A 22,583-nucleotide genomic window follows, 5' to 3' on the forward strand; every position below is an offset into this window, starting at 1 on the left:
AAGAGCTAGCGACTCACATTGGACTTTTCGCTGAAATGAGCGCAAACCTCATATAAAAAATCACTATTAGGGCCAATTTTCTCCAATATCATTGAAGAGTCATTTAACATTTAACGTAACGTCCCTTAATCCGCACCAAAGATCCATTTTTAGGGTAGATTGGGGGTTTTGAATAATCATCGAAAGGTTAAGTTTAATGCCCATTGTTACTTTAGATGAATACAAACTAATTCTTCAGAACTTTGAAGAGTGTTTTCTTCCGCTCAAGACAGACCTTGAAACGTTTAATGACGAGTTCTTGGAGATGTTGCTGGCTAAGTACACTAAAAAAACCGCTCATAAGCATACTTCAAATATAGAGCTATTCATTATATATCTTGAGAGCTCTGGGGATGTTCTGGGTCTAAACGATTTGAGTAAAGGTAAATTGAATAGTCGGTTTAGAGCTTGGTGTCGAAGTAAGGCGTGGGGAGCTGACTCCGATCATGAAATCAAAACGTCCCTTAAAAAGTTTTTTAAGTTTGTCGCAAGTCTTAAAAATGAGCATGAGGTTGAAGCGAAAAGGATACTTCTTTTGCTGTAGTCCCTTAAAATACGTATCTAGCTTAGACAGAAGAACGGCTTCAAATTGGAAGCTGTTCTTCGTTACATGTAATCTAAGTAATCAGAACATATGGAGAAATATTATAGTTCAGACTCCTCAAGGAAGTTTTTTATGGCTTGTCGTCCAATAAATGCGGCAATGACTTCTTGTTGGTTAGGACGGAAATAGTTCCGCACCATAAGGCTTGCTAACATCTCAAGCTCATCGTTGGTGGCGGTTTGGTTTAGGATGTGGGTTATGCTACAGTTCAACTGCATCTTAATTCTCCTTTGAGTTGCGATGTGCGCCTCCTGATATTCGTCGACCAAACAATATCAGGAGGCACTTAAATTGTAATACTTTTAGTATTACATTGAGTCAATCATTTTAACTAATTCGTCTTGATCTATAATACCAGTATTGTTCAAACGTACTAAAGCACGAAGCAACTTAGCTGGCGTCACCTTTGTAACGACATGAACCTTAACATTAGCAACAGCTAAAGCAATTTCAGCTTTATCATAATCATTGAACCTATAGCATGTAGGAGCACTTTGTTTTGCTTTTGCTTTACTAACATTAGTAATAGTTGTGATGGGTTCAGCAACTTTTTCACGGTCGCCTCTTTTCTTTCGCTTACTTAAATCCATACATATGTAATACTATTAGTATTACCCTCCTAAAAAATGTAATACTAATAGTATTACATAACATTTAAAACTTCCTTAACTAAAGCTTTGTAATCATTGATAGCAACAGAACCTTTCTTATATTTACTTAATGGAAGTGACATAAAGGAAGCTTGTCCGATTTCTTCACATCTTCGAACTGATGTATTAAGCACTCTATTGCTTGCTATATATGACAAATCTTCATCAATCGCGGCGTTTATTTTCTTGTTCGTTACGGCAACTTCATTTCGAAAAACATAATAGTTAAGCATCTCACCTTGACCCACTTCATTCAATGCATCTAAAAGGTCTTCAAGGCCATCCAACGCAAATACACCACTATTAACAGGCATCAAAAATAAATCAGCTGCAACTATCGCATTTGTTGTGGTTAATGATAAATTAGGCGGGCAATCTAGGATGATGAAATCATATTGTTCTTTGATTTTATCGAGATGCTTACTCAAGCGGTGTTCTCGAAAACTAAGAGTTAGGCCAGACTCTATAACTCGGCTTAGTCGTATATCGGTAGGGATATACGAAAAATTATGAGTATCTTTGGATATAGTAATTAGCTGAGAAATATCAACATTGTTATCCTTTAGGAAAAGTTGCATCACATTTTTTTGGAAACTAGCTTCCCCACCAGAGACCACTTTCGAAAAATTTCCCTGTGGATCAAGATCTATACCCAGAACTTTAAAACCTTGATTTGCCAATGTATCGGATAAATTAATGGCTGTAGTTGTTTTTCCAACACCACCCTTCTGATTTAGCAAAGCTATGACTTTTGCCATAAAAACCTCATGTAATACTTTTAGTATTACATATCATGACACAAGAGCGACTCCAAAGCAACAATGTAATACTAAAAGTATTACATTTTTCACGTCTAATAAATCTATCCAGTCCTGATATAGTCTAATCTGCAAATTGGCAGTCTCAATAAATGAGGATTTTTTGAGACTCAATCCTTCATCGGGGGTTGAAGCCCAATGGAACGAAAACGTACGCTAACAAAAAACAAGCATGTCATTTAAGTCATGGCACAGCCAGTGGTGATATATAGGTTATTTTATATACTGATTTTGTTTTTTTACCAGTGATCATAAGGTTTACCTAAACGTCATGCAGCTCTAACTTATTAATTTAATGCTTAACATACAAAACCGTACCGTTGGGCTTCATAACCCTTAAATTATAAAATACAGAACCCTAACCCTCTTGACGTTGTTTTTTTGTTCCATTGGACTTCAAATCCCATCTAGCGATTAACACATTACACTGTAACATTAAGAGTAATGTAGCATTCGGATAGAAAGCCTTTCTTTTGTTTAAGATCTGTACAGATCAAAATTGATCTTCTGCTCTGTCATTTTTTATTTCATGAGTCGCTGTACGACGAATACCAAAAAGCGCGAGCGAAGCGAGTAAGAGAGGTGATGAAGCGTCCGCCGTTTCTTTTTTATCGCATGATACTGCCGGCCCCAAAAAAGACCTCGGCCCTGCTAAGCTTGATGAGCGGTTTAGGTTGACGGGAATAAGGAGGTTAAGGATTGGTTTCACAAGAGTGGGCGTATGAGTGAGAAAGGTTCCTGTCGTATGACAAAAGAAAGATCCAGCGCAGCCAGCTAAGAAGAGTAGGGGGAATTTAATGATGTTTTGGTGCTGGCTGAGACAATTTTGGAGCGAAGCGACGCTTTAGGATCGATCAAGTGAGTTATGGGGGATGAGACTGACGCGCTAACGCTTGTCGGGTTTGCACTGTCTCTACATGCAAGCATATAGCAGCCAGCACAAACCTTGAGTAGAGAAGTCGTATTAAATGAGATTACATTATGAGTATATACGTAGTGTAAGTACGGAGTACTCCTAACCGCAGCCCAATATACAGAGCCTTTTTAAGGGTAACGTCTACCCTCCATTTCTTGCACCCTCTTTGTAAAAACAGCTCGTGGTTACAAACGTTTGTCTACATACAATTAAATAATTTCAATAAAACTAGGGAAATAACGCCGTAAAAGTCCTCGTCAAGGCGCTTTTTTACCCCGGATTAAACACCAGACGTGACCAACCCTCCGCCGTGAAGCGGATACAAGTTCTAATTTAATGCGGGGAAAGGTGAGCTTGGCTACGAGGAGAGGGTAAGAACCAGCCCGAGACTAAAGACGCGGTCTTATTTAACTTGTCGGCATTAAAGATCTCTTGAACGCCTGCAGCGATGGTACGAAACGCAAGCCATTCAAACCTCAAGCCCTTCTTTTCCATCCGTTGCCGACTGGCAATGATGAGATCAGAAATGTTGCGGTAACTGACGACTTTTAAATCTCTGAAAAACGTCGCGGTAAACTGCTTATACGCGGCCGCGCTGCGAACCGTGCCCTCATCACTGTCCACACACACATTAATGCGCTCAGAGGTGAGATAAGCCGCTCGTTGCAAGTATTTCACGACCTTAGCGAACGCCTTAGGAGAAATGAACTCTCCCCAACGCAACGCATAGTCTTCTTGCAATTGATCATAACTGATGGTTTTTAAGCCCGCTTCGGTCGGTAAACCGATGCGGCCACCAATCAAATCCGTGTTTGGGATCATGCACGCCAACACTTTAGCAATCAAAGTACGGCACTGAATATTGTGAATGGCAGCGCCGCCCCACGCAAACAAACTGGCAAACCGTTGTGGGTTGCTAATGAAATCCTGGCACGACTTTAAGATCACCGCATACTCAGGCGGCAATTTGACAATCTCACCACTGCGCAGCAAACGATAACATCGAAATCCAATAGTAAAATCCGGATACTCTTCTTGCTTTTGTATCAACACGGAGTGGCACAGCGCAATCAGCTCATGCTTACGCGCTTTGCGTTTGGCGCGATACGCTTTGTCATATTCCGGTTTGGTGAGGTTTGAGGCGTTGTTATCGGCAAACATGAGACTCGCCCTCAAGTTCATCACCGAAACGGGTATCACACGGATAGCCATCATCATTATCGGTCATTACTTGGGTGCTGAGCCTTTTTTGCCTTTGGCAAGAAAGTTCTATGGTATACATAGTATTGATTCCTGAACGATTTTTAGGGGAGTCTGGGTTACTAAGCCAAACAGTAGAGCACTAACTTACACAAGATCTATTGAAAGATCAAATTCTTAAAATTTATAAACAAAAAAGCCGCCCACGTTCAGGTAGGACGGCTATTTGCGAATGCTGAATCGTTAGATTAGTGGTCTAACACATTCTAGATTACTGAAAAATACACTACATAAAAAACTATGTAGTAATGTGCTATGTAATGCACTTTTAACTTCAAAATCTAAACGTATTTTAGCCATATCTGTCAATAAATGCTAGCCTATGCACAAAAATATATAAAAGTTTATTGATAAAATGAAAGTTGCAAAACTACTGCACCTACAATGCAAAACTGTTCAAAGTCATCAACCAATACATCGTGATAGTTTGAATTAAAGCTACGCAATAATACTCCCTTGGGAGAGTGTTCTATAAATTTAATCCTTAGCATACCCTCATGATTTACAACGTATGTTTTCCCATCAATAGATTTTTTATTTTTAATATCAATGCAAATTATAGAGCCATTCTTAAACTCCGGTTCCATGCTATCTCCTAAAACTCTCAAGCAAACTAAATCATCACTAACATGCACATTAAAAAAACTTTTAGGTATCACCAATTCAAAATCAGCACGCTCTGTAGCTATAAAACAACCTTCACCAGCCGCAGCTTCAATATTTTCAAAATATGGCACAGTTAACAATTCATCGTTACTCATATGCTTAATGCCAAAATTTATATCTGAGCTACGCCCATAAGTTAACCACTCCGAATCCACATTAAATATCTTACATAATTCAAATAAACTATGCGCTTTAGGTTGAGAAGCTTCCAATTCCCATTTTGATATAGTTACAGCAGTAACTCCTATTTTTTTACCTAATTCTCTTTGAGTGAGCTTAGCATTTAACCTCAAGCTTTTAATTCTATCCGCAATTGTTTGCATATCTGTAGGTATTTTTTAATCTTATGATTCTACTATTCTCCCCTACATAGCAGAAACTTATGTTTATATTGAGGTAAATAAAAGGTAACAAATACTATTGAAATAATCCTTTTGTTTACTTACAATGGCACCATGATCATCCATACAGCTATTATTTTCATTCCATTAGGCTTGATACCTAACTAGCTTTCGGTGATTCAGATTTTTTATACAAACCAAATAGGATCAACCTGTGCCTAACGAATCGAAGTCCATTAACGTGAATGTTGCCGTTAATGAACAAAACAATCGACTTTTAATGGCATCTGCAAAAAAAATGGACGTGCAAAGCTACGCGAAGCAGAAGCAAGGCTGGCGCATCATTTAAACTTGTTTGGTGCTGATTGGGCGCAAGAGAAAACGCCCCGTAAAAAATAGTTTTTTTGCCGCTGATTAGCTTATTTTCGGCTTAAAGACCAAGACACTATCTATGGTTAACACTATTCCTTGAGCGCCAAGAAGGGCGCGGGCTGGAATTAAAATGAGTCCAATAAATGCGTGCAAAACATTAAATTGGCTGAACCATAGAGACTCGCTGCTCTGGCCAAGTGGTATGAATTGTGTTCATACATAAGCAAAGAAACACAACACGGGTATTGAAAGATACCCGACTATTTTGAAATGCGGGTACTGCCCGCATCTCAAAGTAGGCGCTTTAGGAATCATCATCATGCTCAGAATTATGTACGGCATACTCCCTTTTGACAGCCAGCTCATGCTTGGCGACATGACACAGAAAAACCAATTTAAAAAACTAGCGGGGCTTTCTTTTCAAGAGCACGCCATCATCAATGTCAAATTTATTGCAGATACGACCGAAGGGCTCATTTTCGCCGCGTTGATTGCGCATAATAACCAAGTCAATTATCCCCCCTTTCATGGAAGAATTGACACGATACACATTGATGGTAGGCAGCGTCGGTTTTCTACCAACCCGATGAAGCAAACAATCATTCCAACCCCCACCCCCATAACACCACACAAACCAACACGTAAAACAAATCGTGGACAAGGGGAGTGTCAATGCCTGAGTAATGCAGAAAAAAAACGATACCGAAAAGAAAAAAATCTCACGTTGAGTAAGAAAAACTGGAAACAATTTCTGCGAAAACGTAAATCAGTGATCGACCAGATCAACAAGAACAAAGAAATACATTAACCCCCTTACCCTTCAAGCTCGCTTTTGGCTGCGATAACGAGGCCACGCCTCTTGTCGAGACAAAAGGAGTACCGAGTCAGCGGAGCACTTAGCTCAATCGCAATAGAAAGGCCAGGTGAAAGGGGCCGCCTGCGCGGCGCTTTTCACATGGTATTCATACCCCTCTTTCACGCACACCCAAGCCTTAAGGCTTTTACTCATAAAAAAGGAAATCATCCCATGAAATGTAACTCACAACGCGCTCTGGCTGTTGGCGTGGCCGTCGGGCTTGGCGCCCTCTTGGTCACTCAACCCACGCTCGCCGCCGATTTGTTTGCCGGTGGCAAGCAAGCGGTCAAAGACACCGCCGGCAAAGGCTCTTTGGTCGAAACCGCCATGCTCGGCACTGGCCTACTTGGCGCCGTGGTGACCGGACTCATGACGCGTAACTGGTTCGCCGCCCTCGGCGGATTTGCCGGAGGCTCCATCTTATGGAACGTCGGCGCCCCAATGGTCGGACTCGGCTAAGGAGATCTCATGGAAGATCCTCATCAGTTTTTTGCGGTCCCCAAACACATGAACAAAGGACGCCGCCTCGTCGGCTTCCCCATGGATGAAGTGCTGCCAGCGTTTGTCACCTTTGGCCTCGCGTTTTGGCTTGGACACGAAATGATTGGCATGGTGATAGCCATGGCGTGGTTCGGGGGATTGCGCTACATCAAATCCCAATACGGGGATCACATCATCGCGCAAGCCAGCTATTGGTGGGGGGCTTCCTTTATGAAGCGCGTGTTATTCACGCGCACCCCCGCCGCCTCCAAACGCTACTGGATATATTAAAGGCCGTTTATGGACAGTTTCATCAAACAAGACAAACTGGCGATAAAAAGCCTGCTCAATCTTTTTTTGAGCCTCGGCTTTCTTGCCATGCTCCTCACCAATCTGGTGCTCGGTTTTTCGGTGTACCAAGCCCTCACCCATAAAAGCCGCACCCTTGTGCCCCCGGTGATATCAAAAGCCTTCTCTTTGTCGGACTCCCAAGTGGATGCGCCCTACTTAGAGCAAATGGCCGATTACTTTTTGTATCTCAAACTCAACGTCACCCCAGGCAACGTCGGTCGGCAATACGGCCAACTGCTGGAATACGTAGACGAAGGCAGTTGGGCCACCTTTCAACCCAATCTGCTGCGAGAAGCGGGCGCCATCAAAAAGGGCAACATCAGCAGCCAGTTCGCTGCAAGCACGTTCACGATTAACCTTGATGAGTTGAAAGTGCACGTAAAAGGAACGCTAACCAAACACGTAGGCACGCGCACGCTGCCCGCGGAGAGTAAATGGTATCAAGTCAACCTGACCTACCACCATGGCGTACTCGCCCTTCAATCCATCCAAACTCTAGAGGCCACCGACCATGCATCGCCCTAATGTCTTTCCCCCAACGCGCACTCGGTTTTATCCCCCGTTTTACACACGGTTGTGCTTACTGCTCTTTCTCTTGAGCACTCCACTCATGGCGCAAGCCCAAAACGCAGAAAAAGTGACTTACCCCTTTAGTAATGGCGACACCATCCCTTTATCTCTGTCTTCCATTAACCTCAACCGGCTCGTGGTGGCCAATGACCGAATTTTATCCATCGTGTGCCCGCAAGGCTTTTGCACCTCATCGGGCAACCAAAAAGACGCCTCCGGCTCCATCACCTTAAAAATCAACATTGCTCTGCCCTTTACCGCGCATTTGACCACCGAAAAAGGGCGCTTGTTCGCGCTGTTCATCAGCCCCAAAGCCACCCCGGGCTTCGTGTCCGAATTTACGTGGGCGCAGTCTCATTTAGAGCAAGACAGTGTCATGCAAACCAGCGCCGATTACCCCAAGGGCCTGACACGACTCACCAAGGCCATGATGCGCTTTGTCCATGACAAAGCGCCGATTGAGGGATTTAGCCAGCACCCGGTAGATCCCGCCACGTTACCAGACGATGACGCAGCGCTGGCCGTCATCCCCACCACCGTGTTTGTCGGCCGCGATTACTCGGGCATCATTTACACCCTGCGCAACCAAACCCAAACCCTTATGACGCTCACCACCGCGCAATTTTACAGCGATTCCGCGCGCAGTGCGGCGCTTGAAGCTTACGAGCTGGCTCCTGGAGCCAGCACCACCTTATACCTCATCACCGGGGGAGGCGCCGCGCATGTTCGATAACACCAAAGACCGATTAAGCCGCGTGGGACGCACCTTCTTTAAAGACCGTGACGGGGACTTTGACCAAGGCGAGCGCATCAACCAAGCCACGCACTCCCGCAACCTCATCATCACTGTGGTTATCTTGGCGGCGCTCGCCTTAGCGGGCGCGCTGGTCTGGCAAATGACGCGAGAGGCCACCTCGGTTGAGCCCGTCACCCAAGTGGGCTTTGGCGCCGTGGTCGGTGACGACTTCACCGAAAAAGACAACCAATCCGCCCTCACCGCGCAGCAGCTTAAAATCAACCAGCTAGAGCAATCCCTGATTAAGTTTGAAAGTACGCTGGGGCGCTTTGGCGACAGTCTCACCGCAGAGCTTAAAAACATCGAGCAGGCGAGCGCGCGCAATCAAAGCTCGACCTTGAGTGAGCTTGAGCGAAAAATGCAAGACAAACTGGCGGAAATCGACGCCCTCAAAACGCAACTCACCACGCAGTGGCAAGAGGCGAAGAAACCGGCAGGCCAAGGCGCGTCAGCCGACGTCTATTCTGGCCGAAATTTGTGGGGAGAATGCCCCTGCCCCCTCGCCCGTCGGGTCGTGGAGGGCAAAACAACTCCAAACAGGGGGGAATTTCAATACCAAGGGAAAAAACAACGTCCCGTTTTGCCCCGGAAGGGTTTTGAACAGTTTTCAGGTTTCCACTGGGCCGGCCCAAGGAAGAAAGAAAACGCCCCCCCTCCGCGCCCCCGTTTAAAAAACTTCCTGGGCCAACCCCACCCCCTTTTTTTGAACCCCCGGGGGGGGCCACCCGGGGGGGCCGGGGGAATAGCCAAAACCCCCGGGGGTTTTTTTTAAGGCCAAAGGGGAAAATTCCGGGGCCCCCCCCTGGGTGTTTTTCCCCAAAAACCCCTTGAAAAAGCCCCGGGGTTTTTTTTTTGCCCCAAAAACGGGGTAAAAAAAACCCTCTCAAAAAAAATTTTACCCCGCCGGGCTGGGGTCCCCCGCCCTCCCCCCCCCCCCCCCCCTCCTCCCGGTTTATTTTAATGGGGGGGGGAGAGAAAAAAATCTTTCCCCTTCCCCTTCCCCCCGGATCCGCTGGCGGGCGGGGGGGGCCTGTCTTGATATTTTTGGGGCTTTTTTTCCCTCCGGGGGGGAGAGAGAGGGGGGGTGGGGGTCAATAAGTTTTTTTTTTTTTTTTCTTTTTTTTTTTAGGTGTTTTTTTTTTCTCCACCCCCTTTTTTTTTTTCCCAACTATTTTTTGAAGAAAGAAAAAAAAAAAAAAAAAACCAACATATTTTTTTCAAATGAAGAGAAAAATTTTTCGCCCCCTTTTTTTAAAAATTTTTTCTTCACTTTTTTTTTTTTTTTTAAAACAAAAGTTTCAGGGATTTTTGTGTTTGTGGAAGGCCCTTTTTTTTTCCCTTTTTCGGAATTTTTTTTTTTTTTAAGTTTCAAAACCTTTTTTTTGTAACTCCCCCTTTCCAACCAAAATTTTTTGATTTAAATCCTATTTGAACAAAAATTTTTATTCCCCCCAGTTAGGCAAAGGGAAGGGTGAATAAGTTAAAATCTTTTAGGACCTTGTTTTTGAATTTCTTTAATTGGCAGGGGTATTCTTATATTAACCATTCCTTAAAGTAAACCAACTTAAGGCCCTTTTAGGTAGGGAACATAAAATTGCTGTGGCCAGATAAAGGAATCTAGTGTAGACCTGCTCAATTACCAATCCATAAGCAAAGCAATCATAACATTACTTAGTGATCAGCAAAGGCTACCTGTCTCTATCGGTATTCATGGTGATTGGGGTGCTGGTAAATCATCTGTTTTGTCTATGATTGAGCAGTCCTATAAAGACGATGAAAAAACGGTATGTGTTAGATTTAACTCATGGCTATATCAGGGTCTTGAAGACGCTCAAACTGCATTAATGCAACAAATTACAAGTGATTTGGTAAAAAGCAGATCATCTGTCGAGGGCTTAAGAGCATCAGCAGACTCCTTTTTAAAAAGAGTTAATTGGTTTAAAACAGCAAAGACAGTCGCTAACTGGGGAGTTACAGCTTTAAGTGGAGTTCCGACACCAGCCACAATGCAAGATTTATCAGCAATAGTGGATAACCTAACGAACAAAGCAGAAAACTTAGGAAAAGAAGAACTTTCGAAAGGATTGGCGGAGCTTAAAGGGTGTATTGGAAGTGCCGACAATAAGCAAGTTGTAACTGAAATAACAGAGTTCAGACAAGAGTATAAAAAACTACTAAAAACTGCGGAGATAGACAGACTAATAATCTTAGTCGATGATCTTGACCGCTGCTTGCCTGATACGGCGATAGCAACATTAGAAGCAATGAAATTGTTTTTATTTATGCCAAACACTGCTTTCATTATCGCAGCAGATGAAACAATGATCGAGTACTCAGTCCGTCGCCATTTCCCTAGTTTGTCCGAGGAAGTAGGTGGAATGGCTTATACACGAAACTACCTCGAAAAACTGATACAAATCCCATTCAGGATGAGGCTGTAACAGATTCTGTGTAACTGCCATTTAGTTAACGTGTTTATCGAGACGTTCCTCGAACTCGATAATAAACCGACTCATAGCCTGACGCCAGTTTTGAATGGGCATCGTCCATTTCTTGCTGGCGTCTTTGATTGCTAAGTACACCATTTTGGTTGCGGCCTCATCGTTAGGGAAGATCTTCCGCTTTTTTAGTGCTTTACGGATCACGCTATTGAGAGACTCAATAGCATTGGTTGTGTAGATGGCTCTACGGATATCTTCTGGGTAGTTGAAGAGCGTGTTGAGGTTCTGCCAGTGATTGCGCCAGGACTTAGATATTTGCGGATATTGCCCATCCCAGACTTCGCCAAAGCGCTCCAGTTCGAGTAGAGCCTCATCTTCTGTAGTAGAGCGATACACTCGTTTCAGGTCGGCAGTCACCGCCTTATAGTCTTTCCAAGACACATACTTCAATGAGTTCCGCACCATATGGACGATACAAAGCTGAATATGCGTTTGGGGGAAGACAGTATTGATAGCGTCAGGAAAGCCCTTCAATCCATCTACACACGCAATAAGGATATCTTCAACACCACGTTGATTGAGTTCAGTTAGAACACTCAGCCAAAACTTAGCCCCCTCGTTTTCGGCTATCCACATGCCCATTAGCTCTTTCTGACCATCGGTGTTAATACCTAAAGCAAGGAAAATCGACTTATTGATGATACGCTTGTCTTGACGGATCTTGACCACAATACAATCGAGATAAACGATAGGATAAATGGCATCGAGTGGCCTTGATTGCCACTCCACTATTTCTTCTATCACCGCATTTGTGACGCGCGATACGAGGCTGGGTGATATCTCCGCACCGTACCACTCATCGAAAGCGTTTACGATGTCGCGCGTACTCATTCCTTGGGCGTAGAGCCACAAGATTTTGTCATCCATAGAGGTAAATCGTGATTGGTGTTTTTTGACTAGCTTGGGGTCAAACGAGCCAAGGCGATCCCGAGGTGTATCGAGTTCAAACTCGCCATCTTCGGTTTTTACGCGTTTGCTACTCTTTCCATTGCGGCTATTATTCGATCTAGAGGGTTGGTGTTTTTCATAGCCAAGATGCTCATCCATTTCCGCATTGAGTGCGGCCTCAACCGTAATTTTTTTCAGCATTTGGCTGAACTCAGTTAAGTCCTCAGGGGTTTTAATTCCTTTTGCTGCTTCCTTGGCGAAAGCTTCAAGCTCTTTCTTGTTCATATTGCCTATCCTTAGCCTTTAAGGCTTAGTTTAGGCAATTACACAGAAATTGAGACAGTCTCTTCAGGATTCCAGCTCTTAACGAAAATGAAACGTCGATCTACCTAGCTCTACTTATATCCGAAAGTGTCTGTAAACAAGATAGCCATGAATTCGATATAGTTCTTGAGCATGCCCGCACAATCATGAAAGAACCTTGGGCTAAAGGAAGTATTTCTACTGAACAATTTGAGAGTTGGACAGGAAAAACTTTGTCCAAAGAAAATAAAGAACTGTTTTTCATGGCATCACAAATTGCTCCAGCCTTAAACTTAGGTACGAAGGGGAATCCCCGTCAAATCAAACGTTTTTTAAATGCATTTATGACTAGGCTTTTAGTTGCCGAAAGCGCTGGCTATAAAGATGCTATCAAAGAAAATATACTGATTAAACTGATGCTATTAGAAAGATTTAATCCAAACGCATATGAGCTACTTAGGCTAGATAGCTTGAGCAACCATGAAGGCTTGCCTCTTTCACTAAAAATTCAAGAACACTCCATTTTCAACAATACAGAAGAAATATCTGATCCACTATCGACTCAGAAACCACTATTTGATACTGAGAAAGACTCTTGGCTTGCTAACTGGATTAAAATTGACCCACCATTATCCGATATAAATCTAGCCCCATACTTCTTCCTGACAAGAGAAAAAGTAAGATTTGTAGGCTTAACACACAGTAATGAGTTAATTGAACGATCACTCAAACTTCTCTCAGGTAGCGCTTTAGAAGTTTCCAGTGCACAAAGTACTGTAGAGCAACTATCGGCTGATGATGCCGAAAAACTAATGGAGCTTTTAATTACAAAAATCCATGGATCTTCGAATCCACAAAAAACCCCCGACTACTACTTTGGAGCAATCCTTATATGTAAATGCTTCAAAGAACTCCAATTAAAACTGCTTCGAGGCATTGCAGATATTCCTGAGCGTAACATTGGAACATGGGCGGTTTCTGGTTGGGAGCGAGCAGAATTAAATGATGATGCTCGAAAAGAACTAACAGAATTGCTCAAAAATTGGTCAGACGCTGACAATGCAATCCTTGCCGCAACCGCTAAGCAGCAACTAAAGAAGGATAAGTAATGGGTACATCTACGCCAAACAAAGGCCCCAATAGTAACAACCCTCTAGTTCCTACATGGCTTGAAGGTGGGAGCGGCGAGCAACAGCAACAGCAAAGTGCACCAAAAAAAGCAGACATAAAGCCAGAAAGTGGGCAAAGATTCAGAGCACCTAGATCTGATATGAATCGCTATTTCCGAACGGGCGATACTGATTCAATGAAGCGGGGAATAAGCCGTTACGTTAAAAACACTGGAGGGAAAGGATCATCAGTAAAAAGAATGGGGGGCTCCACAAAAGCTGCGGGCAACTTACTCTCGTTCTTAACAGATGCTGCAAAGCAAGGTGCAGATGCTGCGGCTAAGAATTTTAACCTCACATTAAAACCGAATGAAACAGCAGATCAATTGCTGCTGCGTGTTTCAGACAAAATCTGCGAAGTAACTACAAGCAACATCCCTGACGCTGTAGTCAGAAGTGCATACATCGAAACTGTCATTGAAATGACTACCACAATGGGGATTACGGACTTAAGTCAAATTACGTCTGAACAAATAAGCGCAAGCCTTAGCTGCTTTATAGGTAAAAGCGTCACAGAAAGAATCATTAATGACATTGGTAATAATGTGGTTGCTGAAAAAGCTAACCCAGAGCAGTTACACAGTACTCTCAAAGAGCTTGGAGGATATATTGAAGGCTGCGCAAGTGATGCCATGACCTCTCTACTCGCGGATGGCTTAGATATAATGGACACAGAATTAGTTGATCAAATAGATGACTTATATGCAAATATTTTCGAAATTTTAGAATCAGTTGGTGATGAATAATGAAAAGATGTTCAGTAATTGGTTTAAGCACCGCCAAAGACAACGTTGTTTTGGATGATAATGAAAGTTTAGTCGTGTCTGTAGACTTACCCAAGAATCACTCGAAGACAAAATATGGTATCGGAGCATTTGTCAAGAAAGCCCAAAAACACCTCGTGGAATCAAACATACGCGCATCAGAATTACTAAATCTATCAGCTCTAGTCTATGCTGCTGACACAAGGGTTAGCAGAAAACAACATTCTCAAGATGGGTGGACTCGTGAGTTCGACATCTATTTTCCTGTAAACGACACCACCCTGTGGGAACCACTTCTAGGAAAAATAGAGGAGGTTCTTTCATTTATCACTGGTGACTTTTGGAAAATAAAATTGCGAGAACGCGATGAAGAAAACCTCCTTGAATGCTCAGAGAAAACTGAATCCCCTATACCAGTACAAGCCGTCTCACTTTTATCTGGAGGATTAGATAGCTTTATCGGTGCTATTGACCTACTGAGTGAAAAAACAGACTCCTTATTTGTTGGGCATTACACAGCCGACGGCACACAAAACTATCAAAACACGATAGAACATATATTAGAGAAGCAATTTCCTAAGCACTTTAAAGGGTATGTAAAGGGCTGTTTAGCTTTCGACAAAAATGTATTTAGAAATAACAGTACACATGCAAGTTCAGAAAACAGCCAACGATCTCGTTCATTTATGTTCGTATCAATGGCCGCCTACTTGGCTTCCAACATGGGAGAAACGTGTAAGCTTATCGTACCTGAAAATGGGTTTATCGCTTTAAATGTACCCTTAGACCCACTTAGGCTGGGAGCCAACAGTACAAAAACCGTACACCCTAACTTCATGTGTAAAATGAAAGAAATTATCCAAGGACTAGGCTTAAACATTCAGTTAGAGAATCCCTACCGTCATATGACTAAGGGCGAGATGATGAACAACTGTAAAAACAAACATTTGTTACTCAATCATGCCCATGAAACTTTATCATGTGCTTCCCCCACAAAAATGCGCTGGGATAAGAATGGGCTAAAGTCCAAAAGATTAGGGGGTGTGGGTGGCCTTGGCAATTGTGGGTACTGTTACCCATGCCTTATCCGTAAAGCCTCTTTTCAAAAAGCATCCATGATTGATAAGTCCAAATATGTAGCAATATCAAGCTTTAATGATGCAAAAATTAAAGTCGGAAAAAGAGGTAGTGTATATGCTGAATCAAAAGACATTTTATCCGTACAATATGCAGGATTTCGATTAGAAAACAAACTAATCAACCCGAATACTGAAATCCATAAATCTGGCACGCTAGTTGGTGTATATGATGAATGGAATCAAATCGCGAGCATGTACGAACGTGGACTAAACGAAGTGTATGGGTTGGTCAAAGAGGTAACAGTAACTAAATCGTATTAAATTAATGAGTATCAAATGCATGATTAGCGATAAAATTAAATATATCGACTTTCATTGTCACTGTGACCTACTTCCAGGCTTTGAGAGTCGCTCACTTAGGCTCGACCCTGAAGTGGCAGCAGTCGCTGTCACTACTACTCCTTTAGCTTGGCCTAAAAATGTAGAAGAGTCTCAACATATATCTGGGATGCTTCCAGCGTTAGGTATGCATCCTCAACTTATTAGCGCTCGATATAAAGATCACGATTCATTTTCTAAATATGTAAAAGACGCTTTTATTGTAGGTGAAGTTGGATTAGATGGGTCAGCGGCATTCAAAGATAGCTTAGATTCACAAGAAGAGGTTCTCTCGAAAATACTAAAGCTAAGCTCAGCAAGCGAAACAACGAAAATACTGTCAATTCACAGTCTTAAAGCAGAAAGTAGAGTTATAAAAATTCTAAACACAGAAATGAACACGGCTTCATTAACACCAATAATGCATTGGTTTACGGGCTCGTTATTACAAGCTAGCAAACTTTTAGATCTTGGCGCTAAATTCTCTTTCAATCATAAGATGGTCAAAACTAAAAAAGGTAAAAGCTTACTTGCTCACATCCCAAAGGAAAGTATTTTGATCGAAACCGATTTACCCTTTACTGCTAAGACCTATGACTCCAGTTTCCACAAATCCTTACTGGAAGAAACAACTATAGAACTAGCAATATCATTGGGTGTTTCTAGTGACGATTTTACAGCGGATCTTCTGAAAAACTCTAAACAGTTGCTAGGTAGTACCTAAAACGAATTAAACATCTTACAATCAGGGCAACACTTGTTGCCCTGATTAATAGCTCACGATTAGAGTTATTCATTCAGACCTTTGTCTTTCATTTCATGCACTGAAAAGCTCAACTCACCCTGTAACTCATAAACACGATACATCAAAGTATTGTTGATACTTTCCAGCTCTTTTAATCGAGCATTGAGCTCATCTCTCTCTTTTCTATATTTCACCTTGAGATTCTCTTCTCTTTTCAGATCAGCTTTAAATTTATCGACAACGCTCGCCTCCACTGAAGTTGGAGCGGTTGATAAACAATCTGAGGTAGGGTTGTTCAGATTATTGTTGTATTTCTCAATTGTGGGGTTGGCTGTCTCATTTATAAAGGTTTTGAATTTATGAATGTAGCTTTGTCCTAAACCTGCTTCTCGATTAATCTTATTTAATGTAAGTCTCCCCGTAGCTTTTACTCGCTCAGGCTTACCTTCTAACAAACGTTCCAGAGCGTCTTGCAGACGCTCTACTGCTGGTTTATTCATGTGATCACCTCTGTGTCCATAATTTCCCCCTGAAACGGAATGAACGCTATCCCATGCTTTTTCAGCGTTAGTTCTTCTATCTGAATTTTTTGTTTGAGACCAGCTAAGATTGAACTTTTTAGTTTGTCACCAGTGTTAATAGCTTGAAACTTAGCAACCAATCGCTCCCTTTGTTTTGCTATTTTTTTCGCACCTTTATCTGTGACAACTTTATGAGCACATTCCTTCACCTCGGCCCTGAAAGGCTCAGTGCCGCACACGCGATCACATGATGCATTTGTACAGTAGGCTCCACTGGGTAGCTGAATTATGTGGAAATCGCCAGAGCGAATATGCTCCTCGATATCCTCTCTAGTCATTATGATACTTTGACCACTATCGAGTATTCTAAGTCGTTCTTGCTTAATACTCTCTCCTTGAGCACCACTTAGGTATTCGCTGCCGTTATATATATCATCAAACAAATCGACCCCTAAATCTATTCCTTCCTCATCCATCTCGTCCAACAAGTCTTCATCAAGTAATATATCATTCATCCTTGCGAGGTAAGCATTGTTAGCATAGTAATCACTCATATTGATGTTCGCATGTTTGTATTGAAATTTGATTCCTGATGCAGAACCAAAACCATACCTAACAAACAGTACTGCAAATGTTCTTCTAAAGTCATGAGAACTCATATAAGCAAATGTACTTCCTAGCTTTAATTGTCCTTCCCGAGCTGGGTTTAACTGATCGAATTCATCTACATCTTCTTGAGTTGCCTTGTAGTTGAACCACTTATTCATAAAGTTCTGAAGATGTTTAAAAACATAAAATACGTAATTATCTGAGTCTTGATGTATTGCGGTAGGAACCAAAAAAGCCGATTTCAATTGCTTTCTCATATGCTTGATATTCTCAGGTGATAAGCCTTGCTTTTCTTTTTCATTCACCCTGTTCATATAGAGAGCACGAGTAGATTCCATCATATCGTAAGCAAGTTCCAGTGCAGATTGGGCAATAGGATGTGATTGCCACGTTACGACTTCAGGTATCCCATCATTACCTTTTGTAGTCTCTCCTTGTAACAACACAACACGCTTACCATTTATGAGAATAGGTTTAATGCTATCTTTATTCAGACTCAAAGCTTCACCAATTCTTGCTCCAGAGAACGCTAAAACCACGATGATACAATTCGTCAAAATCTCACTTAAAGACTGAGCCTTCAGGTTTACGGTAAAATCAGGGATGCTGTGAGAAATGCCTTTGACAGCTCTAGCGAATCTCTTATCAATGGCTTTGGAACTATTAGCCAAGAATTTAGCTCTGCTACTTTGTTGTACAACTTCGCCATTCGCTATTCTTTCTTTTAAATCATAAGCCTCTTCCATGACGCGTGATATTTCATGACGATGCCCATAATACTTTTCGACAACTCGAAGGGAATGGTTCAACATACTCTGGAACATCTTTGAAGGGATAGCGACACTTTGCTTAACTCCCTGTTGTTTTGCACATTTGAGCAAAGCCTTCGAATCAACAAACGTCTCAATTACTCTCAAATGACTAAGTTTATTTAGTACACCGATTATTGGATATACTACTCCCTTACCAAGCTTGAGCTCTTTCAATTGACGTAGGAAATTTTTAAATTTTCGTGGGTCATCCAAATCACGCCATGATGTACTATTCAAACAGTTTGCAACGTGCTGTAAAGAAAACTTATGCCTATCCATCATACTGACAGATAAAGGTAAAGTTTGCGTTTGTCTTGAGTCGTGATAGAGCTTATATAGTACGTCTTGAATTTCCCTAACATGTTGTTGATTAGTAGCCCTGAATGTCATTTTAAGTCGCTTATTTACAGCAACAACATTAACTGTTGAGAAATCCCATTCTTCGACATGATAAGGTTTATCTGTTGAACCCAGCTCATCTAACCCAGGGAGTAAAAAAGCAACCTGCGATTTTTGCAAAGGAAATGGCGACAGAATATCTTGTGTCACTATTTTTGTATGATCAACCATCAAAATGTCTCCAGCAAATCAATTAAGCTGTATGCATCGCTATAGAGCGGGTGGGGAGCTTCTCTATGCATCTCTGAAGCTTCTGCGTAATTTTCAGGCGAAACCTCACTGAACCGCCTTAAGATGGATGCAATAGTGTTGCACAACCTGTGAAACTTATCCGTTGGTAGGCTATTTATAGATGGATAACCTTTCATTTCGTCGAGAGTATCGTTGAAAGAAAGCATCAACCAAATATCTTCAACCTCCGCAACTAAACGATGATGAGAACACTCAAAACAACCAAGGAAGTCAGTACATACATCTTCTGGCAGGTCGATTCCATTAAGTTCTAAATTTTTTTTTATACTCTTGGCTTTGCCTTGCTTAGCATCTTTACAGCGAGTACCTATCGGTGTTTGTCGGTCATTTTCTGTATCCCGTAATCTTTTGTAATCGTAATTACTAAGAACATCAGAAAATTCGTATTTCGCCTCATTTACGGCATCATGAATACTCTTAACACCTTGAGCGAAATCAAACATAGCCGTATGTGAGGCAGCAATATTATTACGATGATCCGTTTCGTGACCACTTCCATAACTTGCCGCAATCACCGACACTGAATTGTTTGCAGACATAGAAACTAACCAAATATCTTCGGTAACTTTCATTAATGTATCAATTTTAGTTTGACGTAATTTCGATGGATTAATATGGGCAAGACCTAACAGCTTCGTTAATTGATTGATGTGCTTCTGAGGGGTACTTTGCCCTGCCTCAATAAAACTTTTCACGGTTCCTGATTCACTGAAGTAAGGGAATAACCAATCTGTACCAGATTCTATTTGTAAGCTCTGAGAAACCTCTAGCCACTGATTAAAAAACGCCTGAACATGCGGTTTAAAACCGAGAGAAGTATCGAAGCCTAGATAGTTAGCTCTCGCCTTATTCATGTCAAAGTAAACTTTGCCATTCATTCTCGTAGCAAATCTGATATCACCAAAACGAAGGTTTAGAATTGGTGACGTATTTTGTCCTGTGAGACAAAAAGTCAGCATGGTGGCAAGCCGAGAGAAGTGGTTATAAAAGGAAAAAATCCCATATCCATTCTTCACAGCTCTTTTGAATGTAATTTTGTTCTTTCTTTTTGCTAGGCTACTCCACCCTTCATCATCCGCAGTTTTGTTAAACAGGCTTTCATTCCAAAAAGGATGTACGTTAGGACTAGAACCTTCTTTCAGGTGCTTAACAAACTTAGCAAACGCAGAAAAAAACACTTTTATTAAAGGGCGAAACTCCTCCTTCAGATCGATTCCCTTATGTGAATCAGTATTTTTTTTTGTGCCTTTGATCTTTGGCAGTTTTACTTTAGCTTCATGCTCGCGGCCTTTCTCTTTGAGTATGAATGTCAACATACTCCTAGCCTTGCTCCATGAAGACTTTTTTCGCTCACCTCGATTTACCTGGCCTTGATAGTACTGCATATACGCCGTATACAGTTCAGGGTGAAAGTAATCATCGTTAATGTCTGTCAGATCGCTTTCATCAAGCCATCGAATATACTTTCTCAGCTCTACAAGGTACTTCTGAGTAGTTAATCCCCACTTAGGTTCAAAGAGCTTATACATTTCACGCACAAAGCTTTCGCGCCCCATGGGAGCATATTCAACATTATTTCTCTTTTGACCATTTCCTTTATTAGAGTAATTTGGAGCAAATCGATAGTTAAGCTGATCAAAATATGACGTATATTTATCGGTTCTCAGAATCAAACTTTCCAGACGAAGCGGCTCTACAATAGATTCTCGTTGTCCGAAAATACCATCATCGACAACAATCGACTTTCTGCGACTCATGATGATGTAACCTCAGAATTAGGTTGTATAGGATCAGCCAGTAATTCATGCTCAATGTCATTAAATACATCAAGATAGTCCAGAACATCCTCCCAAATTTCATCGCCCGTCGGATTATCTTCTGCAATTTTCAAGTAGAGCATCGTAGTTGCTAAATCATCATGGCCCAAAAATTCAGAGACTATCGCTAACGCTTTTTCTGAATCTTTAGTCTTCAAAAGCATTCTAAAAATGGCTACAGCAAATGTAGAACGAAGATTATGGATAACCGCATCGAAAGAACTTGAAAGGTTGAGGTTGGCAGTTTTTCTAATCTCACTCCAACGACTATTGAGTTCAGTTACCTTGAGGAAAAATGGAACGCCTGTTTGACTTAAAAATAAGTATTTTTTGGTTTCATCCACTCCATCAATCATATCAAAGAAGGCATCATCACCCGCCTCTCTTTTGGCTTTACATAACTCCCTAAACTTCTGCAAACGCTTCTTATACCGATCAGATTGAGTGTACCTGTACAGCATAAGCATAACTGAGCTAGGTATTATTGTACGACGAGTCTTATTGAATCCATCACTACCTTTGGTAAAAGAACCATACTGTTCACCGACGCCTAGCCGTAACATCGGTTTGCTCATATCTGGGGGGAAGATCTGCCCTAAATGCAAACTCGCCCCTTCTTCTTTTCGAAGCCCTGTGAATCGGATAGTTAAAAAGAATAAGCAATACTCTTCAGCAAGGCTCACCAATTTTTCTTGCCCCTTTACACTCTTAACTACCCTTTTGGTTTGCGTTAATATACTTTCTACTTCTTGCCACTCTACCTTTGTCAAAGGCTTCAGATCTCGCCTAGCATTAGGCAGACTCCCTCCATTATTTTTCTTAGATTTTGCAAAAGTAAGTTTCAGATCGGTAGATTGAACAATTTTCTGCCTATGACTTCGCATATACGTAGCCCCAGCACTGGTATTAATTATATGCGTTTCGAACTTGAATGGTTCTCTGTTGAATCGCTTCCCTAATCGGAGATGGTACGAGTAAAAATTGATCACATTACGCATGTAAGAAGTAGCAGTTGACTTTGCTAGCCCTGTACCATCAATAGCCCCCTTCTTAATAGCGCTATGATACATATAAGTCGCACGTTGATTCTTCCTGACACTAAAGCTATCCCACGCAGGTCGAGAGGGATCGATAATTGGGTCATAATCTTCATTGTTATACTTTTCATCCCATAGGCGTTGTAAATCTAGAATGAATGAAAAATAGTGAATCAGCGCCTTAGAGTCCTGTGCAGATTCCTCTTTACCTTCTTCTATATGCCGAGACAATATGTATTGATTCACATAATCCATTGGCTCGTATGAGACAATTTGCCCTTTTTCAGATTTACCATCTGTCTCTACCTTTTCGTATCCAACTAGGTTTAAGAAAGTAAGACTCTTAATGTGGACATAACTGGACTTATCCTTCGAGTAAGCAACTCGCAATTCGCCATTTTCATCACACTCAACTAATGGAATCTTGTAAGTGAAACCTTTAATTTCTGTTGATTTAATCTCGTAAATCACGCCTGACATATCAAATACTTCCACTCAAACCATTCATTAAACCTATAATATCACACATTCACACCTTTTATATGTGTACAGTTAAAAAATAAAGTTACATGCGAAAAAAAACCTTGCTA

At 41.7% G+C, this 22,583-nt stretch carries 24 protein-coding genes; 13 read left to right on the forward strand and 11 right to left on the reverse strand.

The features are described 5' to 3' along the window. Positions 1–196: 196 nt before the first annotated feature. On the forward strand, positions 197–583 hold the full coding sequence (locus tag VTAP4600_RS16980) for a hypothetical protein (RefSeq protein WP_102523815.1): 387 nt from the start codon (positions 197–199) through the stop codon (positions 581–583). A 101-nt stretch (positions 584–684) separates the two neighbouring features. On the opposite strand, the gene VTAP4600_RS25980 is transcribed toward VTAP4600_RS16980, so the two are convergent. From VTAP4600_RS25980 to VTAP4600_RS17000, 5 genes are all read right to left on the reverse strand, one after another. Further along, entirely contained in the window at positions 685–861 is a 177-nt protein-coding gene (locus VTAP4600_RS25980; protein ID WP_172443142.1) for a hypothetical protein, read from the reverse strand. 90 nt (positions 862–951) lie between these two features. Beyond that, positions 952–1,233 carry a hypothetical protein gene (locus tag VTAP4600_RS16985; protein ID WP_102523816.1) on the reverse strand — a complete coding sequence of 94 codons (282 nt, stop codon included), beginning with the start codon at positions 1,231–1,233 and terminating at the stop codon, positions 952–954. Positions 1,234–1,286: 53 nt separating this feature from the next. Then, the gene (locus VTAP4600_RS16990; RefSeq protein WP_102523817.1) at positions 1,287–2,051 is read right to left on the reverse strand and encodes a ParA family protein; all 765 of its coding nucleotides are present in this window, start codon (positions 2,049–2,051) and stop codon (positions 1,287–1,289) included. Positions 2,052–3,360: 1,309 nt separating this feature from the next. Then, positions 3,361–4,188, reverse strand: coding sequence for a hypothetical protein (locus VTAP4600_RS16995; protein WP_102523818.1), 828 nt, complete (start codon positions 4,186–4,188; stop codon positions 3,361–3,363). Positions 4,189–4,631: 443 nt separating this feature from the next. Further along, positions 4,632–5,276 carry an XRE family transcriptional regulator gene (locus tag VTAP4600_RS17000; protein WP_102523819.1) on the reverse strand — a complete coding sequence of 215 codons (645 nt, stop codon included), beginning with the start codon at positions 5,274–5,276 and terminating at the stop codon, positions 4,632–4,634. 303 nt (positions 5,277–5,579) lie between these two features. On the opposite strand from VTAP4600_RS17000, the gene VTAP4600_RS26735 reads away from it, so the two are divergent. From VTAP4600_RS26735 to VTAP4600_RS17035, 7 genes are all read left to right on the forward strand, one after another. Then, positions 5,580–5,693: a TraY domain-containing protein gene (locus tag VTAP4600_RS26735; protein WP_102524034.1), complete on the forward strand. Its 114-nt coding sequence runs from the start codon at positions 5,580–5,582 to the stop codon at positions 5,691–5,693. A 292-nt stretch (positions 5,694–5,985) separates the two neighbouring features. Then, positions 5,986–6,474, forward strand: coding sequence for a hypothetical protein (locus VTAP4600_RS17010; RefSeq protein WP_102523820.1), 489 nt, complete (start codon positions 5,986–5,988; stop codon positions 6,472–6,474). 219 nt (positions 6,475–6,693) lie between these two features. Next, positions 6,694–6,981 carry a type IV conjugative transfer system pilin TraA gene (traA, locus tag VTAP4600_RS17015; protein ID WP_012396992.1) on the forward strand — a complete coding sequence of 96 codons (288 nt, stop codon included), beginning with the start codon at positions 6,694–6,696 and terminating at the stop codon, positions 6,979–6,981. Between the two features lie 9 nt (positions 6,982–6,990). Then, complete coding sequence (traL, locus tag VTAP4600_RS17020; RefSeq protein WP_012396993.1) at positions 6,991–7,293, forward strand: type IV conjugative transfer system protein TraL; 303 nt, start codon at positions 6,991–6,993, stop codon at positions 7,291–7,293. A gap of 9 nt (positions 7,294–7,302) precedes the next feature. After that, entirely contained in the window at positions 7,303–7,878 is a 576-nt protein-coding gene (gene traE / locus VTAP4600_RS17025) for a type IV conjugative transfer system protein TraE (protein ID WP_012396994.1), read from the forward strand. 85 nt (positions 7,879–7,963) lie between these two features. Then, on the forward strand, positions 7,964–8,656 hold the full coding sequence (gene traK / locus VTAP4600_RS17030; protein ID WP_012396995.1) for a type-F conjugative transfer system secretin TraK: 693 nt from the start codon (positions 7,964–7,966) through the stop codon (positions 8,654–8,656). Further along, on the forward strand, positions 8,646–9,491 hold the full coding sequence (locus VTAP4600_RS17035) for a hypothetical protein (RefSeq protein ID WP_102523822.1): 846 nt from the start codon (positions 8,646–8,648) through the stop codon (positions 9,489–9,491). The genes traK and VTAP4600_RS17035 overlap by 11 nt, the downstream gene beginning before the upstream one ends. A gap of 396 nt (positions 9,492–9,887) precedes the next feature. On the opposite strand, the gene VTAP4600_RS25805 is transcribed toward VTAP4600_RS17035, so the two are convergent. Then, on the reverse strand, positions 9,888–10,091 hold the full coding sequence (locus VTAP4600_RS25805) for a hypothetical protein (RefSeq protein WP_145958586.1): 204 nt from the start codon (positions 10,089–10,091) through the stop codon (positions 9,888–9,890). A 289-nt stretch (positions 10,092–10,380) separates the two neighbouring features. On the opposite strand from VTAP4600_RS25805, the gene VTAP4600_RS17045 reads away from it, so the two are divergent. Next, positions 10,381–11,160: a KAP family P-loop NTPase fold protein gene (locus VTAP4600_RS17045; protein ID WP_231897924.1), complete on the forward strand. Its 780-nt coding sequence runs from the start codon at positions 10,381–10,383 to the stop codon at positions 11,158–11,160. 21 nt (positions 11,161–11,181) lie between these two features. Here the strand turns inward: VTAP4600_RS17045 and VTAP4600_RS17050 are convergent, their stop codons facing one another. Continuing rightward, positions 11,182–12,393, reverse strand: a complete 1,212-nt coding sequence (locus VTAP4600_RS17050) for an IS256 family transposase (protein WP_102521929.1) — start codon at positions 12,391–12,393, stop codon at positions 11,182–11,184. Between the two features lie 185 nt (positions 12,394–12,578). On the opposite strand from VTAP4600_RS17050, the gene VTAP4600_RS17055 reads away from it, so the two are divergent. Genes VTAP4600_RS17055 through VTAP4600_RS17070 form a run of 4 tightly spaced genes read left to right on the forward strand, consistent with a single transcriptional unit; the run spans position 12,579 to position 16,525 of the window. Beyond that, a complete protein-coding gene (locus VTAP4600_RS17055) occupies positions 12,579–13,520 on the forward strand; it encodes a hypothetical protein (protein ID WP_197708652.1) in 942 nt (313 codons plus the stop codon). Continuing rightward, positions 13,520–14,326, forward strand: a complete 807-nt coding sequence (gene qatB, locus VTAP4600_RS17060) for a Qat anti-phage system associated protein QatB (protein ID WP_102523824.1) — start codon at positions 13,520–13,522, stop codon at positions 14,324–14,326. The genes VTAP4600_RS17055 and qatB overlap by 1 nt, the downstream gene beginning before the upstream one ends. After that, on the forward strand, positions 14,326–15,744 hold the full coding sequence (gene qatC / locus VTAP4600_RS17065; RefSeq protein WP_172443143.1) for a Qat anti-phage system QueC-like protein QatC: 1,419 nt from the start codon (positions 14,326–14,328) through the stop codon (positions 15,742–15,744). The genes qatB and qatC overlap by 1 nt, the downstream gene beginning before the upstream one ends. A gap of 19 nt (positions 15,745–15,763) precedes the next feature. Beyond that, on the forward strand, positions 15,764–16,525 hold the full coding sequence (locus VTAP4600_RS17070) for a TatD family hydrolase (protein ID WP_102523825.1): 762 nt from the start codon (positions 15,764–15,766) through the stop codon (positions 16,523–16,525). A gap of 65 nt (positions 16,526–16,590) precedes the next feature. On the opposite strand, the gene VTAP4600_RS17075 is transcribed toward VTAP4600_RS17070, so the two are convergent. The 4 genes from VTAP4600_RS17075 to VTAP4600_RS17090 are packed head-to-tail and all read right to left on the reverse strand — an operon-like array spanning position 16,591 to position 22,488. Next, positions 16,591–17,046 carry a hypothetical protein gene (locus tag VTAP4600_RS17075; protein WP_076675833.1) on the reverse strand — a complete coding sequence of 152 codons (456 nt, stop codon included), beginning with the start codon at positions 17,044–17,046 and terminating at the stop codon, positions 16,591–16,593. Then, positions 17,043–19,058, reverse strand: coding sequence for a hypothetical protein (locus VTAP4600_RS17080; RefSeq protein ID WP_102523826.1), 2,016 nt, complete (start codon positions 19,056–19,058; stop codon positions 17,043–17,045). Before VTAP4600_RS17080 ends, VTAP4600_RS17075 begins: the two co-directional genes overlap by 4 nt. Then, a complete protein-coding gene (locus tag VTAP4600_RS17085) occupies positions 19,058–20,896 on the reverse strand; it encodes a hypothetical protein (protein ID WP_102523827.1) in 1,839 nt (612 codons plus the stop codon). Before VTAP4600_RS17085 ends, VTAP4600_RS17080 begins: the two co-directional genes overlap by 1 nt. Continuing rightward, positions 20,893–22,488 carry a site-specific integrase gene (locus tag VTAP4600_RS17090; RefSeq protein ID WP_331813005.1) on the reverse strand — a complete coding sequence of 532 codons (1,596 nt, stop codon included), beginning with the start codon at positions 22,486–22,488 and terminating at the stop codon, positions 20,893–20,895. The genes VTAP4600_RS17085 and VTAP4600_RS17090 overlap by 4 nt, the downstream gene beginning before the upstream one ends. Positions 22,489–22,583: the final 95 nt, after the last annotated feature.

The sequence above is a fragment of the Vibrio tapetis subsp. tapetis genome (assembly GCF_900233005.1).
Lineage (GTDB): Bacteria > Pseudomonadota > Gammaproteobacteria > Enterobacterales > Vibrionaceae > Vibrio > Vibrio tapetis.